Annotated in this window: 12 protein-coding genes; 8 read left to right on the plus strand and 4 right to left on the minus strand. The window is 74.6% G+C overall.

What is annotated here, in order from left to right; translation table 11 throughout:
- Positions 1-46 precede the first annotated feature (46 nt).
- Positions 47-832, minus strand: a complete 786-nt coding sequence (locus SL103_RS15070; protein WP_069569442.1) for a uracil-DNA glycosylase — start codon at positions 830-832, stop codon at positions 47-49.
- A 188-nt stretch (positions 833-1,020) separates the two neighbouring features.
- On the opposite strand from SL103_RS15070, the gene SL103_RS15075 reads away from it, so the two are divergent.
- Positions 1,021-1,485 (plus strand): VOC family protein, encoded by a 465-nt coding sequence (locus SL103_RS15075; RefSeq protein ID WP_069569444.1) that lies wholly within the window; start codon positions 1,021-1,023, stop codon positions 1,483-1,485.
- Here SL103_RS15075 and SL103_RS15080 read toward each other — a convergent pair.
- Positions 1,482-2,258, minus strand: a complete 777-nt coding sequence (locus tag SL103_RS15080) for a pyridoxamine 5'-phosphate oxidase family protein (protein WP_079145757.1) — start codon at positions 2,256-2,258, stop codon at positions 1,482-1,484. The two genes, SL103_RS15075 and SL103_RS15080, sit on opposite strands and share 4 nt — an antisense overlap.
- A gap of 310 nt (positions 2,259-2,568) precedes the next feature.
- Between SL103_RS15080 and SL103_RS15085 the strand changes: the two genes are divergently transcribed.
- The 7 genes from SL103_RS15085 to SL103_RS15115 all read left to right on the plus strand — a co-directional run bounded on the left by SL103_RS15085 (position 2,569) and on the right by SL103_RS15115 (position 10,794).
- Positions 2,569-3,738, plus strand: coding sequence for an NAD(P)/FAD-dependent oxidoreductase (locus tag SL103_RS15085; protein ID WP_069569446.1), 1,170 nt, complete (start codon positions 2,569-2,571; stop codon positions 3,736-3,738).
- Positions 3,735-4,061 carry a (2Fe-2S)-binding protein gene (locus SL103_RS15090; RefSeq protein WP_069569448.1) on the plus strand — a complete coding sequence of 109 codons (327 nt, stop codon included), beginning with the start codon at positions 3,735-3,737 and terminating at the stop codon, positions 4,059-4,061. The genes SL103_RS15085 and SL103_RS15090 overlap by 4 nt, the downstream gene beginning before the upstream one ends.
- On the plus strand, positions 4,042-5,454 hold the full coding sequence (locus SL103_RS15095) for an NAD(P)/FAD-dependent oxidoreductase (RefSeq protein WP_069569450.1): 1,413 nt from the start codon (positions 4,042-4,044) through the stop codon (positions 5,452-5,454). The genes SL103_RS15090 and SL103_RS15095 overlap by 20 nt, the downstream gene beginning before the upstream one ends.
- A 33-nt stretch (positions 5,455-5,487) precedes the next feature.
- A complete protein-coding gene (locus SL103_RS15100; RefSeq protein WP_069569452.1) occupies positions 5,488-6,387 on the plus strand; it encodes a dihydrodipicolinate synthase family protein in 900 nt (299 codons plus the stop codon).
- Between the two features lie 13 nt (positions 6,388-6,400).
- On the plus strand, positions 6,401-7,402 hold the full coding sequence (locus tag SL103_RS15105) for a proline racemase family protein (protein WP_069569453.1): 1,002 nt from the start codon (positions 6,401-6,403) through the stop codon (positions 7,400-7,402).
- Positions 7,403-7,505: 103 nt separating this feature from the next.
- Positions 7,506-8,222: a GntR family transcriptional regulator gene (locus tag SL103_RS15110; RefSeq protein WP_069569455.1), complete on the plus strand. Its 717-nt coding sequence runs from the start codon at positions 7,506-7,508 to the stop codon at positions 8,220-8,222.
- 229 nt (positions 8,223-8,451) lie between these two features.
- Positions 8,452-10,794, plus strand: coding sequence for a collagenase (locus SL103_RS15115; protein WP_069569457.1), 2,343 nt, complete (start codon positions 8,452-8,454; stop codon positions 10,792-10,794).
- Positions 10,795-10,814: 20 nt separating this feature from the next.
- On the opposite strand, the gene SL103_RS15120 is transcribed toward SL103_RS15115, so the two are convergent.
- Together SL103_RS15120 and SL103_RS15125 are read right to left on the minus strand one after the other, a co-directional pair.
- Entirely contained in the window at positions 10,815-13,229 is a 2,415-nt protein-coding gene (locus SL103_RS15120; protein WP_069569459.1) for a glycoside hydrolase family 65 protein, read from the minus strand.
- Positions 13,229-13,990, minus strand: a complete 762-nt coding sequence (locus SL103_RS15125; RefSeq protein WP_069569461.1) for an HAD family hydrolase — start codon at positions 13,988-13,990, stop codon at positions 13,229-13,231. The genes SL103_RS15120 and SL103_RS15125 overlap by 1 nt, the downstream gene beginning before the upstream one ends.
- Between the last annotated feature and the right edge of the window lie 67 nt (positions 13,991-14,057).

The following is a 14,057-nucleotide window of genomic DNA, read 5'->3' on the forward strand; positions in this document are numbered from 1 at the left end:
CCGGGACCACGGAGGCGACCCGAGAGCGCGATCTGCGGCCGCAGTACTAGTCGCCGCTCCCCAGCCCCGCGCTTCGGGCGGCCCGGGTGAGCAGGTCGACGAGCATGTCGAAGGTGAGGCGGCCGGTGAAGGTGTTGCGCTGGCTGGGGTGGTAGCTGCCCAGGACGTGCAGTTGGCGCCGCCGGCCGGTGGCGGGCAGGGTCAGTTCGGCGCCGTGGCCGAAGGCGGGACGGGGCCGGGGGAGGGGCCACCCGGCGTCGCCGAGGACGGGCAGCGCCGCCTGCCAGCCGACGGCGCCCAGCGCCACCACCGTGCGCAGGCTCGGCGCGAGGAACTCCAGCTCGGCCGCCAACCAGGGGCGGCAGGTGCGGCGTTCGGCGGGTGTCGGCTTGTTGTCCGGCGGGGCGCAGTGCACCGGTGCGGTGACCCGCACGCCGTACAGCTCCAGCCCGTCGCCCCGGTGCGTCGCGGTCGGCTGCGAGGCGAGACCCACCGCGTGCAGCGCGGCGAACAGGAAGTCACCCGAGGCGTCGCCGGTGAACATCCGCCCGGTGCGGTTGCCGCCGTGCGCGGCAGGTGCCAGACCGACGACGGCCAGCGCCGCGTCCGGCGGGCCGAACCCCGGCACCGGCCGTGCCCAGTACTCCCAGTCCCGGAACGCCGCGCGCGGCTGCGCGGCGACCTGCTCGCGCCACGCCACCAGCCGGGGGCAGGCCCGGCAGCGCACCACCCGCGCGTCCAGTTCCGCCAGGTCGGCGCAGCGGGCCGCCTGACGGGCCGGGAAGGCGGGGTCCGCACTGTCCGGCGGTCCGGCCGGGTCCGTCTCGTCCATACGGCCACGCTAGACGAGAGGTTCCGCCGGGTGCGGGCACGTCCGGCGACACGGAGCGCGCATCCGGGAACGCGTCAGGGATGTGGCTGCGGTCGGCGACCTGAGGCGCACCGCCGGCAGCACGGCACCACCCGACCGGGTGCGGGCGGCGGCTCCGATGTCGGTGCCGGCGGCTATAAGTGGGGACCATGACCGCAACCCCACTGCACTGGAAGCTCGTTGTCGACGCCCACGACCCGCACGCCCAGGCCGACTTCTGGGCGGCGGCGCTCGGCTACGAGGTCGAGGACCACAGCGTCCTCATCGGTAAGCTCCTCGGCCTCGGCGCCGTCCCGCCCGAACTCACCGTCGGCCGTCACGACCGGCGCGCCTGGCGGGACGCGGCGGCGGTACGCCATCCCGACGACCCGTACGACGCGGAGAGCGGCACGGGACTGGGGCGTCGGCTGCTGTTCAACCGCGTACCGCAGGCCGAGAAGAAGACGGCGAAGAACCGCCTGCACATCGACCTGCACGGCCGCGCCGGCGAGCTGGACACCGAAGTCGAGCGGCTCCGCGCCCTCGGCGCCCGGGTGGTGGACCACGTCAAGGAACCGTCCGGCGAGTGGGTGGTCATGACGGATCCGGAGGGCAACGAGTTCTGCGTGCACTAGGGCGCGGGCGTCGCGCACGGACCACTTGGGTCCGGCCCCGCTGTGTGGGAGGGGGCCGGGCTCCCCCCGGACGTGCCCTGGTCTGCCGTGGCAGTCGGACGGGCGGTGAGATGGGGTGGGGGCTCGATGCCTGTGGGGAGGCGCGGGTCGGGTCGGAGGGGGCCCCAGGAGGTGTGCAGGGGGAGTTCGCCGGCCCAGAGGCCCAGCGCGGCGTCGGGCCCGTCGCCGTCGTCCGGCGGGCCGGTGCGCACCTTGACCGACGCCTCGTCGAGGGACAGGGCCAGCAGCGCGGTGGCGGCGAGCTCCTTGCGGCTCGGGGGGCGGGCGTAGTCCCACTGGCCCGGGGCGGCCTGTTCGGTCAGGCAGCGCAGTCCGGCCAGCTTCTCGTCCGGGTCGGTGACCGGCCGGGGCGTGCCGAACACCATCGCGCTGCGGTAGTTGACGCCGTGCTCGAACACGGAGCGGGCGAGGACCAGCCCGTCGACGTGGGTGACGGTGACGCAGACGGGCGCGCCGGGCGAGGCGGCCAGGCTTCGGCTGGCGACCGACCCGTGGAAGTAGAGCGTGTCGCCGTCCGCGCCGTAGACCGTGGGGACGACGAGCGGGGTGCCGTCCACGGTCACGCCGAGGTGGCAGACGAAGCCGGCGGCCAGTACGGCGTCGAGGGCGTCGCGGTCGAGACGGCCCTGTTCGCGCAGTCGGCGATGGCGGGTGCGGTCGGTCTGCGGCAGCCGCCGAGGGTGGGCGGGGTGCACGTTTTCTGCTGATTCCATGAGCGATTGTTCTACCGTGCGGCGAAATTCGTTGTCCATGGGGTTTGTTGCGACGAATTCGGTTGGGTGGGGTGTCGCCTGGGGGGCGGTGAGTTGTGCGTCCGGGACGTGGAGGCCCTGCCCCTGGGCCGCCATCGGCACTCCCGCTCAAGCCCAACGGCGCGACCGACCGGGCTGCCCTCGGCGAGCTGCTCGGGGGGCCCGGCCGCCCGTCCTGACGCGTACGCCGCGCCGCGCGTCCGGCCGTCGGAGCCGCCGCGCCGGATCAACTCCCCTTCTCAGAAACAGTGTTGTGTGACATATTACTGAGGTGCCCACGAGATACGGTCACCACCTGGACACCTCCGATGTCGTCATCGTCGGGGCCGGTGCGGTCGGCGCCGCCTGCGCCTACTACGCCGCCCGGTCCGGCCTCTCCGTCACCGTCGTCGACCGTGGCGCGGTCGCGGGCGGCACCACCGGCGCCGGCGAGGGAAACCTGCTCGTCTCCGACAAGGAGCCGGGCCCGGAACTCGACCTCGCGCTGCTCTCCGCCCGGCTGTGGCGCGAACTCGCCGACGCCCTTCCGCCGGAGATCGAGTACGAGACCAAGGGCGGGCTGGTCGTCGCCGGCGACGAGCCGGGCCTGGCCGCCCTGCGCACGCTCAGCGGGGCGCAGGCCGCGGCGGGCGTGGCGAGCAGCTACCTCCCGGCCGGCCGGCTGCAGGACGCCGAGCCCCATCTCGCGCCCGGCCTCGCCGGCGGCGTCCTCTACCCGCAGGACGCACAGGTCCAACCCGCCCTGGCCGCCGCGCACCTGCTGCGCGTCTCAGGCGCCCGGCTCCACCTGGGCGCCGAGGTCACCGCCGTCCTCCGGGGCCCCGGCGGAGCGGTCCGCGGCGTCCGCACCCCGCGCGGCGACCTCCTCGCGCCCGCCGTCGTCAACGCCACCGGCACCTGGGCCGGCGACCTCGCCGGGCTCGCCGGGGTGACCGTCCCGGTACTGCCGCGCCGCGGATACGTCCTGGTCACCGAGCCGTTGCCGCGCATCGTCCGGCGCAAGGTGTACGCCGCCGACTACGTCGCCGACGTGGCCAGCGACTCGGCCGCACTGCAGACCTCCGCCGTCGTCGAGGGCACCCCGGCCGGCCCGGTGCTCATCGGTGCCAGCCGCGAACGCGTCGGCTTCGACCGCACACTCTCGGTCGAGGTGATCCGCCGGCTCGCCGCCCGGGCCGCGGCCCTCTTCCCCGTGCTGGCCGGGGTCCGGGTGATGCGTGCCTACCAGGGCTTCCGCCCCTACCTCCCCGACCACCTCCCCGCCATCGGCCCCGACCCGCGCGCCCCCGGCCTGCTGCACGCCTGCGGCCACGAGGGCGCCGGCATCGGCCTCGCCCCCGCGACCGGCCGGCTGATCGCCGCCGCGCTGACCGCGACCCCCGCACCCCTGGACACCGCGCCCTTCCGGCCGGACCGCTTCGTGGAGAGGAGCCCGGCATGAGCCGCCGCCGTCGCCGAACCCCCGCCGCCCTCGTACGCGCCCGTCCGGAACCGGCGTTCGAGATCAGCCTGGACGGCAGACCCCTGCCCGCACTGCCCGGCCAGAGCCTCGCGGCCGCGCTCTGGGCGGCCGGCGTGCTCTCCTGGCGGCGCACCCGCGGCAGCGGGCGGCCGCGCGGCGCCTTCTGCGGCATCGGCTCCTGCCACGACTGCCTGGCCACCGTCAACGGCACCCCCAACCAACGGGCCTGCCTGGTCCCGGCCCGGCCGGGGGACGCCGTCACCACCCAGGAGGGACACGGCCGTGCCGGCCTCGCCGTCTGACCCCCGGGGCTCCGTCCACGACCTCGCCGTCATCGGGGCGGGGCCGGCCGGGCTCGCCGCCGCCGTCACCGCGGCCGACCTCGGACTGACCGTGGCCCTGCTCGACGCCGCACCCCGCCCCGGCGGCCAGTTCTACCGGCAGCCGGCACCCGGCCTCGGCGCCGCCCGCCCGCAGGCCCTGCACCACGCCTGGGGCGCCTTCACCCGCCGCGCGGCCCGCCTGGCGGCACACCGCGCCACCGGTCGGGTCCACCACCTCGCCGAGCACCACGTCTGGGCCGTCACCCGGGCCACCGCCGACCCGGAACACTGGGCCGTCCACGCGGTGACCGGACCCGACGGTGCGCACGGCCCCGCCCCGGAGCTGACCGCACGTCATGTGCTGCTCGCCACCGGGGCGTACGAGCGCCAGCTCCCCTTTCCCGGCTGGACGCTGCCCGGTGTCGTCGGTGCGGCCGGCGCGCAGGCGATGCTCAAGGCCGGTCTGGTGCTGCCGGGGCGGCGGATCGTGGTCGCGGGCAGCGGGCCGCTGCTGCTCGCCGTCGCCGGTTCGCTGGCCGCCGCCGGAGCGCGGGTCCCGGTCGTCGCCGAGGCGGGCGACTACCGGGCGTACGCCCGCAGTCCCCGCGCCCTGGCCGCCCAGCCCCGCAAGCTCGTCGAGGCGGCGGGCCACGCCGCCACCCTGGCCCGGCACGGCGTACGCCTGCGGACCCGGAGCGCGGTCACCGCCGTGCACGGCACCGACCGGGTCGAGGTCGTCACCCTGACCCGGCTCGACCGCGACTGGCGGCCGCTGCCCGGCACCGGCGTACGCATCCCGTGCGACGCCCTCGCGGTGGGCCACGGCCTGGTGCCGCAACTGGAGCCGGCCACCGGACTCGGCTGCGCCACCCGCCCCACGCCCGACGGCGGCCACGCCCTGGTCGTCGACGGGCGGCAGCGGACCACGGTCGCGGGGATCTGGGCGGCGGGGGAGACCTGCGGTGTCGCCGGCGCCGAACTCGCCTTCATCGAAGGCGAGTTGGCGGCCCGCTCGATCGCCGGCCGGGGTCCGGTTGCGGCGCTGCGGCGGCGCCGGGACCGGTTGCGCCGGTTCGCGCTGACCATGGCCGCCGTCCACGCGCCGCGCCCCGGCTGGTCCGACTGGCTGCGCACCGACACCGAGGTGTGCCGCTGCGAGGAGGTCACCGCCGGCCGCATCCAGGACGCCGTCACCGGCCTCGGCGCCCGCGACGGCCGCACCGTCAAACTCCTCACCCGCGCCGGCATGGGCTGGTGCCAGGGCCGGATGTGCGGCACCGCCGTGACACACCTCGCGGGGGACACCGACCCCGCGCCCACCCGCCGTCCCCTGGCCTGCCCGGTCTTCCTCGACCACCTCACCGACGGCTGAGACACCTTCGTCCGCACCCCAAGGAGACTCCGCATGACCACCCGCACCCGCCCCTGGCACGGCATCATGGTCGCCACCACCCTGCCCCTGCGCGACGACCTCTCCGTCGACCACGACGCCTACGCGGCCCAGGTCGCCCGGCTGCTCGCGGCCGGCTGCGACGGCGTGGTGCCCAACGGGTCGCTCGGCGAGTACCAGACCCTCACCGAGGACGAACGCATCCGGGTCGTGCAGACGGCCGTGGCGGCCGCGGGCGGCGACGGCGACCGGGTGATGCCGGGCGTCTCGGCCTACGGCAGCGCCGAGTCGCGCCGCTGGGCCGAGCGGGCCGCCGAGGCCGGCGCCGGCTCCGTCCTGCTGCTGCCGCCCAACGGCTACCGTGCCGGCCCGGCCGCGGTCCGCGCCCACTTCGCCGAGGTCGCCGCGGCCGGCGTCCCGGTCGTCGCCTACAACAACCCCTTCGACACCAAGGTCGACCTCACCCCGCAGCTGCTCGGCGCGCTGCACGCCGACGGCAGCATCGTGGCCGTCAAGGAGTTCAGCGGCGACGTCCGCAGGGCGTACGAGATCGCCGAAGTCGCCCCGGACCTGGACCTGTTGATCGGGGCGGACGACGTGCTGCTGGAACTCGCCCTCGCCGGGGCGGTCGGCTGGATCGCCGGCTACCCCAACGCGCTGCCCGCCTCCTGCGCCGCCCTCTACCGCGCCGCGACCGCCCACGACCTCGACACCGCGCTGCCCCTGTACCGCGCCCTGCACCCGCTGCTGCGCTGGGACTCCAAGCCCGGCTTCGTGCAGGCGATCAAGTTCTCCATGGACCTCGCCGGACACCACGGCGGCCCCACCCGGCCGCCCCGCCTCCCGCTCGCGGACGAGGAGTTGGGCGTGCTCCGCGCCGCCACCGAGAAGCTGCTCGCCGACGGCCACCACTGAGAGGAGCAGCCCCGTGCGCACCCGCCACGTCTTCCACGCCGTCGACTCCCACACCGAGGGCATGCCCACCCGGGTCATCACCGGCGGCGTCGGCACCATCCCCGGCGCCACCATGGCCGACCGCCGGCGCCACTTCGCCGAGCACCGCGACGACCTCCGCACCCTGCTGATGTACGAGCCGCGCGGCCACGCCGCCATGAGCGGCGCCATCCTCCAGCCGCCCACCCGGCCCGACGCCGACTACGGCGTCCTCTTCATCGAGGTCTCGGGGTTCCTGCCGATGTGCGGGCACGGGACGATCGGCGTGGCCACCGTCCTGGTCGAGACCGGCATGGTGGAGGTGCGCGAACCGGTGACGACCGTGCGGCTCGACACCCCCGCCGGACTGGTCACCGCCGAGGTGCGGGTGCGGGACGGCGCGGCCACCGCCGTCACCCTCACCAACGTCCCCGCGTTCTGCGCCGCACTGGACCGCAAGATCACCGTCCCCGGATACGGCAGCATCGGCTACGACCTCGCCTACGGCGGCAACTTCTACGCCGTCGTCCCGCTCGACAGCGTCGGACTGCCCTTCGACCGGGCCCGCAAGGACGACATCCTCGCCGCCGGGCTGGCGCTGATGGACGCGGTCAACGCCACCGACCGGCCGGTGCACCCCGAGGACGACCGGATCGGCGGCCTCAAGCACGTCTACTTCGCCGCGCCCGGGTCCGACGCCACCCGCTCCCGGCACGCCATGGCCATCCACCCCGGCTGGTTCGACCGCTCGCCGTGCGGCACCGGCACCTCGGCCCGGATGGCGCAGCTGCACGCCCGCGGCGAACTGCCGCTGCACCAGGACTTCGTCAACGAGTCGTTCATCGGGACGGAGTTCACCGGCCGGCTCGTCGGGGAGACCACCGTCGGCGGGCTGCCGGCCGTCGTCCCCACCGTCACCGGGCGCGCCTGGCTGACCGGCACCGCCCAGTACTTCCTCGACCCGGCCGACCCCTTCCCGGCGGGCTTCCGGCTCTGACCGCGCGGCGGCGGCACCGGGCACTGCCAGGCGGTTTGCGTAACGTGACATTGTACGCTGGCACTCCGCGCCGACTCGCAGGGCCATACGGAGGGCCACCACCATGGGTGAACTCAAGCACCGCAGCCTGATCACCGCTCAGGAGCGGCTGCGCGACCAGGTCGCCCACCAGCTGCGCGCCGCCCTGATCGCCGGCGAACTCCGGCCGGGGGCCGTCTACTCGGCGCCCGGCCTCGCGGCGGACTTCGGCGTCTCCGCCACCCCGGTGCGCGAGGCGATGCTCGATCTGGCCCGCGAGGGGCTGGTCGAGCCGGTGCGCAACAAGGGTTTCCGGATCACCGAGGTGAGTGAGCGCGACCTCGACCAGTACACCGAGATCCGTGCGCTGATCGAGGTCCCGGTCGTCGGCCGGATCACCCGCACCGCCACCCGCGAACAGCTGGAAGCGCTCCGGCCGGTCGCGCTGGAGATCGTCACCGCCGCCCGCGCCCACGACCTCATCGGGTACCTGGAGGCCGACCGCCGCTTCCACCTCGAACTGCTGGGCCTGAGCGGCAACGACCGCCTCGTCGAGACGGTGGGCGAGCTGCGCAAGCGGTCCCGCCTGTACGGCCTGACCCGCCTCGACGAGCACGACCAGCTGCTGCCGTCCGCCGAGGAACACCTGGAGCTGCTCGACGTGATGCTGACCGGGGACGCCGCGGCGGCCGAGGCGTGCATGGCCCGTCACCTGGGCCACGTCCGCTCCCTGTGGGCGCAGGGCCGCGAGGAGACGCCCGCCCCGCCCGCGCAGCGCCGGCCGGCGGCCCGTCAGGGCTGATCGCCCGCACGGGGGTTGACGGGGCGTCTGTGAGAGTCGGTCGCCCCGGGCGGCCGTGGGCGGGCTGATCCGGGTCGGGCCGTGAGGGGGAAACTTTACCCGGGCCCGGTTCCTGAAGGGTTGTCAGTGCAATTTCACATTACTATGTTACGGGTCACACCTCGTGGAGTGATGGCGGCACCCCTCGCCCCTCACCCACCCAACCCCCCACCCCCTCCTGGAGGTTCAGGTGTCCCCTTCGCGTACCCGACGCAGACTCCTGCTGACCGCGACCCTCGTCGCCACCCTCGCGATGCCGTTCGTCCAGACCGCCGGGGCGGCACCCCGCGGGACGGCGCCGGCCGCCCCCGCCCGGCAGCCGCACCCGGCGCCCCGGACCGCCGACCGGACCGCCGGCGATCCCCACGACCGGGCCCAACGCCTGTCCCGTACACCCCGGTTCAGCGCCACACCCGCACCCGCGCCCCGCGCCGCCACGACCGACGGCCGCATACCGGGCCCGCAGACCGGCCCCGCCGCCCCCGGCCACCGGGCCGCACCCGCCGTCGCCCCCTGCACCCTCGACGGGGTCACCGGCCTGAACCCCGAGCAGTTCGCCGACTTCCTCGCCGACCCGGCCGTCACCGCCGACGGCTGCCTGCGCGACCTCATCTGGACCTGGGACCCCCGGCTGGCTCCCGTCATGTCCGACGCCCATGTGCAGGCCGTCGCCCGGCGCATCGCCGCCCTCGCCGCCTCCCACGACGGCACCGACGCCGGCCACCTCTACGAGATGTTCACGTACCTGCACGCGGTGGCCTACCAGGACTTCTCACACGACGAGATCGACACCACCGACACCCCGACCGTCACCGCGGTCCGCCGCGCGGTCGACGCCTTCGGCGCCGCCGCCCACACCTTCGACGTGACCCGGACCAACGCCGACACCCTGCGCGAGGCCCTGTACGCCATCAGCGGGCCGGGCGGACGCCAGTACCAACTCGGGCTGATCCAGCGGGTCCTGGCCACCCTCGACGCCGCCCACCCCGCCACCCACAAGGACCCGGCCTGGGGCAACGCCGCCCTCGCCGCCCTCTCGGTGAACTACCTGGGCGTCTACCCCGGCAACAAGGACACCGCCTTCCGGGCCGCGGTCGTCGCCGACCCCGCCTACCGCGCCGCCTTCAAAGCCTTCGCCGATTACACCCACCTCAAGGGCACCGCCAACGCCTGGGCGGTCCGCGACGCGCTCGGTGAATACGGTCGCTTCGGCCAGATCGACTCCCTCAAGCCGGCGATCGTCACCGACCTCGGGGCCCTCCTGACCACGACCGTGCGCAACTTCGGCGAGGGCAGCGACCCCTGGGCCAAGGTCGTCGGCTGGCTGGGCACCTTCGACGCCTGTAAGCCCTACGGCGTCTGCAAGACCGACATCGAGAAGCGGATCTTCCCGTACACCTACTCCTACGACAACGGCGCCATCAAGGTGCGCACCGCCCTCGACCGCGCCACCGTCGACCAGCTGTACTACGCGTCCAAGCAGGTCAAGGCCCAGTTCCACCGGGTGCTCGGGACCACCGAACCGCTGGCCGGCGACCCCAACACCACGCTCACCATCGTCCTGTACGCCTCGCGCGCCGACTACGAGGTCTACCACCCGCTGCTCACCGGGATGGGCACCAACAACGGCGGCGTCTACATCGAGCAGGGCGCCACCTTCTACACCTACCAGCGCCGCGTCCCCCAGGACTCCAGCCTCACCCTCGAAGAGCTCTTCCGGCACGAGTACGTCCACTACCTCAACGGCCGGTTCGCCGTGCCCGGTTCCTTCGGCGAGGGCCCCTGGTACGAGGGCGACCGCACCACCGCCATGGACGAGGGCAGCGCGGAATTCTTCGACGGCTCGACCCGTGACGACGGCATCGCCGTACGGCGGTCACTCGTCCGCGACATCATCGCGGACACCGCGGGCGGCACACCGCGCATGAGCATCAACGCCTTCCTGCACGCGACCTACGACCACGACGGCTTCCGCTTCTACTCCTACGCCGGGACGTTCTTCGAGTTCCTGTGGCGCGAACACCCCGCCAGGCTGCAGGAGATGTACCGGTACCTGCGCGCCGACGACCCCGCGGGCTTCGACGCCTGGCGCACCCGGCAGAGCACCGACGCCGCCCTCCAGCAGCAGTACGACGCCTTCCTCGACGCCCAGATCGCCCACGTCGACGACCTCTTCGTACCGCACACCGCCTTCACCCCCAACGGCAGCCTGACGTACGCCGACGTCGCCGGGGTGCGCGCGGCCTTCGCCTCGGCCACCGCCGCCACCCCCGCCTGCCAGGACAACGGCGACCCGGCCCACGGCCGCTTCCTGTGCACCGGCCGGATCACCGCCAACCTCAGCGACTCGACCAGCCCCGACCAGGTCTTCAAGGACATGTCGGAGACCGTCGACTACTTCCTGCTCGACCGCGCCCGGCCCGCGGCGAACAACCTCGCCGACATGAACTGCACCTTCGGCCCCACCACCGTCTGGTCCTCGGGCCGAGCCGGCACCGCGGACTACAGCTGTGAGGGACCGCTGCGGCGCTGACGCGGTGCGGCCGGCGCCGTTCAGGGGTCCGGCAGATCGAGCCGCCGGGTCGTACCCGGTGCGATGCCGAACGACCGCTCCCGCAGCCGCACCCGCACCGCCGCGTTCTCCGACTCCGGCACCGCGATCCGCACCTGCTCGGCGTGGATGCGCAGGTCGATGTCCCAGTGCTGGCGGAAGCGGATGCGCACGGCGAACTTCGACAGCTGGGGGAGCGGTGCCGGGTCCAGCCACAGGGTCCGGTCGCGGGTCTCCAGACCGGTCAGGCCCCGCTGGACCAGGTCCAGGGTGCCGGCCATCGCGCCGAGGTGGATGCCCTCCGCGGTGGTGCCGCCCTGGACGTCCGCGACATCGCCGGTCAGCGCCTCCTCGCAGTACGTCCAGGCGTCGGGCCGGTGGACCCGGGCCAGGACCCAGGCGTGGACCAGGGCGCTGAGGGTGGAGCCGTGGCTGGTGCGGCGCAGGTAGTAGTCGACGGTGTCGCGCCAGATGTCGTCGTCGAGCGGACAGCCCAGCCGGCGGAAGACCGTGGCGAGTTCCGCCGGTGAGAAGAGATAGCCGAGCATCAGCACATCGGCCTGCTTGGAAGCCTGGTAGTGATTGACGGTGTCACCCTCGGCCTCCAGGATCCGGTCCAGCCGCCGGATGTCGCCGTAGCGCTGCCGGTAGCCGTCCCAGTCGAGCTCGGCCAGGTCCTGGTAGCCCGCGAACTGGCTGATCACACCCTGGTGGTAGGGAACGTGCAGCAGACGGGAGACGTCCTCCCAGCGCTCCGGCTCGTCGGGGGTCAGCTCGATCCGCTCGTAGAGCTGCCGCCGATGGGCCTCGGGAAGGGTGTGGCACAGTTCCAGCGCGCGCACCAGCACCCAGGCCGCCGTGACGTTGGTGTACGCGTTGTCGTCCACGCCGGGTTCCGCCGCCCCCGGGTAGCCGTCGTGGTACTCGTCGGGGCCGACCACCCCGCGGATGCGGTACCGGCCGAGGACGGGGTCCCAGAGCGCGGCGGACGCCCAGAACCGCGCGATCTGCAGCAGCATCTCGGCGCCCCTGGTGTGCAGGAACTCCGTGTCGCCGCTGGCCTGTCCGTACTGCCAGACGTTGTAGGCGATCGCCGAGCCGACGTGGTGCTGCAGCCGCGAGAAATCGGGCAGCCAGCGGCCGGAGCGGGGATTGAGATGGAGCTCCTGGGTCTCCTCACGGCCGTCGCCGGCGCTCTGCCACGGGTACATCGCGCCCGCCCGGCCCGCCTGCGCCGCCGCGTGGCAGGCGGCCGGCAGCCGCCGGTAGCGGTAGGTGAGCAGCGCCCGCGAGACCTGCGGCAGGTGCAGGTTCAGGAACGGCAGCACGAACAGCTCGTCCCAGAACACGTGCCCGCGGTACGCCTCCCCGTGCAGGCCCCGCGCCGGCACCCCGACGTCGAGCTCCGCGGTGTGCGGCGAGAGCGTCTGCAGCACGTGGAAGAGGTGCAGCCGCAGGATCCGCCCGGCGTCCCCGGGCACCTCCAGCTTCGCCTGCCGCCACAGGTTCTCCCAGGCCCGCCGGTGCGAGGCGAGCAGCTGACGGAAGTGCGCGGCCTGCACCACGCAGTCCACCGCCGCGTGCCGGGGGCTCTCGATCGCCGGGTCACGGGAGGTGTACAGGGCCACCGTCTTGTCGACCACCGCCGTCGCCCCCGGCGCGAGCGGCAGCGTCAGCGCGTGAGCGGCCCGGAGCACGGTCAGCCGGGGCCGGGGCGTCACCCCCCGCCCGGGGGTGGCCCGGATCCGCTCGGCCAGCGCGATCCGGATGTCCGAATCGACGGTCCGGCAGCTCAGCCACACCGTGTCGGCCCCCTCCGCGCCGGTCTCCCACCCCCGCAGATGCTGATCGGCCAGACCGCGGTACCGCGCGACGCCGGTGTTGCGGACCGCGCCGTCGAGGCACGACTCGACCTCCACCTCACCCGCCCACCCCTCGGCCGTGAACGACGTGCGCTGCAGGGCCAGATGGGGCTCGCTCATGTGCACCAGGCGGCGCTGCTCCACGGTCAGCCGCCGGCCGTCCTCGTCCTCGTAGACCGACGACCGGCTCAGGGTGCCGTGCCGCAGGTCCAGGGTCTGCCGGTGCGCCGTCAGATGGGCGTGCCCGGGGTGCAGCCAGGGCCCCGGCCCCGCGTCGCTGGGCAGGATCCGGTACCGCAGCGGCAGCCAGTTGGGCAGGTTGACCATGTCCTCGTTCTCGACGGCGCGGCCCGCCACCGTGGAGGTGAGCCGGTTGTAGCAGCCCGCCGCGTAGGTGCCCGGGTAGTGCGCCGGCCCGGAGAGCACCTCGCAGGCCGCGCCGCGGGTGACGAAGTAGCCGTTGCCCAGGGCGCAGAGCGTCTCGCGCAGCCGTTCCGCGTTCGCGTCGTACCCCTCGTACGTCCAGGTCCAGGCGCGGGTGCCGGCGGTCGGCATCAGTCCTCCCCGGCCGTCAGCAGCTCGCCCGGGTCGGCCACCACCACGTCGGCGCCACGGCGGCGCAGCGCGGCGGCCGCGGCCCGTCCCGCCGTCCGGTCCACGCCGACCACCAGGCCGAAGCCACCGCGCCGCCCCGCCTCGACGCCGGCGAGTGCGTCCTCCACGACAGCGGTGTCCCGGGGCGGGACACCCAGCCGGCGGGCCGCCTCCTCGAAGAGCGCCGGGTCCGGCTTGCCCGGCAGCCGCAGCCGGCGGGCCGCGTTGCCGTCCACCACCGCGTCCAGCAGCGGCAGCACCCCCGCCGCGGCCAGCAGCGCGGTGGCGTGCCGGGACGCCGACACGGCGGCGCGCGGCATCCGCTCCTGCCGCAGCACCCGCAGCAGCCGGACGGTCCCGGGCCAGACCGTGACGCCGCCGGCCTCCAGACGCGCGGTGAACAGCTCGTCCTTACGTGCCGCGACGGCGTGCACGGTGTCCGTGCCCGGCGGGTCGCCCTCCTCGCCCAGCGGCAGGTCCAGGCCCCGGGCGGCCAGGAACGCCGCCGCGCCGTCCAGCCGCGCGCGGCCGTCGACGTGCCGCAGGTAGTCCTGCACCGGGTCGAACGGGCGCTGCCCGCCCGCGGCCGCCAGCGCGGGGTCGAAGGCGTCCTTCCAGGCCGCGGCATGGACGCGGGCGGAGTCGGTGATGACTCCGTCCGTGTCGAGGACCACGGCCCCGATCGAGTGCAGGCACCCGGCCAGGGACGGCACACCGGTCATGGCGACGTTCCGTTCGTCGGTGTCCTTCCATGTCACCACGGGTCGGCGCCCGGGGCGCGCCCCGGAC

This window comes from Streptomyces lydicus (assembly GCF_001729485.1).
GTDB lineage: Bacteria > Actinomycetota > Actinomycetes > Streptomycetales > Streptomycetaceae > Streptomyces > Streptomyces lydicus_D.

Excerpts from the sequence above, each read along its gene's own strand:
- SL103_RS15110 (WP_069569455.1), top strand. The coding sequence starts at position 7,506 with ATGGGTGAACTCAAGCACCGCAGCCTGATCACCGCTCAGGAGCGGCTG.
- SL103_RS15090 (WP_069569448.1), top strand. The coding sequence starts at position 3,735 with ATGAGCCGCCGCCGTCGCCGAACCCCCGCCGCCCTCGTACGCGCCCGT.
- SL103_RS15080 (WP_079145757.1), bottom strand. The coding sequence starts at position 2,258 with ATGGAATCAGCAGAAAACGTGCACCCCGCCCACCCTCGGCGGCTGCCG.
- SL103_RS15125 (WP_069569461.1), bottom strand. The coding sequence starts at position 13,990 with ATGACCGGTGTGCCGTCCCTGGCCGGGTGCCTGCACTCGATCGGGGCC.
- SL103_RS15100 (WP_069569452.1), top strand. The coding sequence starts at position 5,488 with ATGACCACCCGCACCCGCCCCTGGCACGGCATCATGGTCGCCACCACC.
- SL103_RS15120 (WP_069569459.1), bottom strand. The coding sequence starts at position 13,229 with ATGCCGACCGCCGGCACCCGCGCCTGGACCTGGACGTACGAGGGGTAC.
- SL103_RS15075 (WP_069569444.1), top strand. The coding sequence starts at position 1,021 with ATGACCGCAACCCCACTGCACTGGAAGCTCGTTGTCGACGCCCACGAC.
- SL103_RS15070 (WP_069569442.1), bottom strand. The coding sequence starts at position 832 with ATGGACGAGACGGACCCGGCCGGACCGCCGGACAGTGCGGACCCCGCC.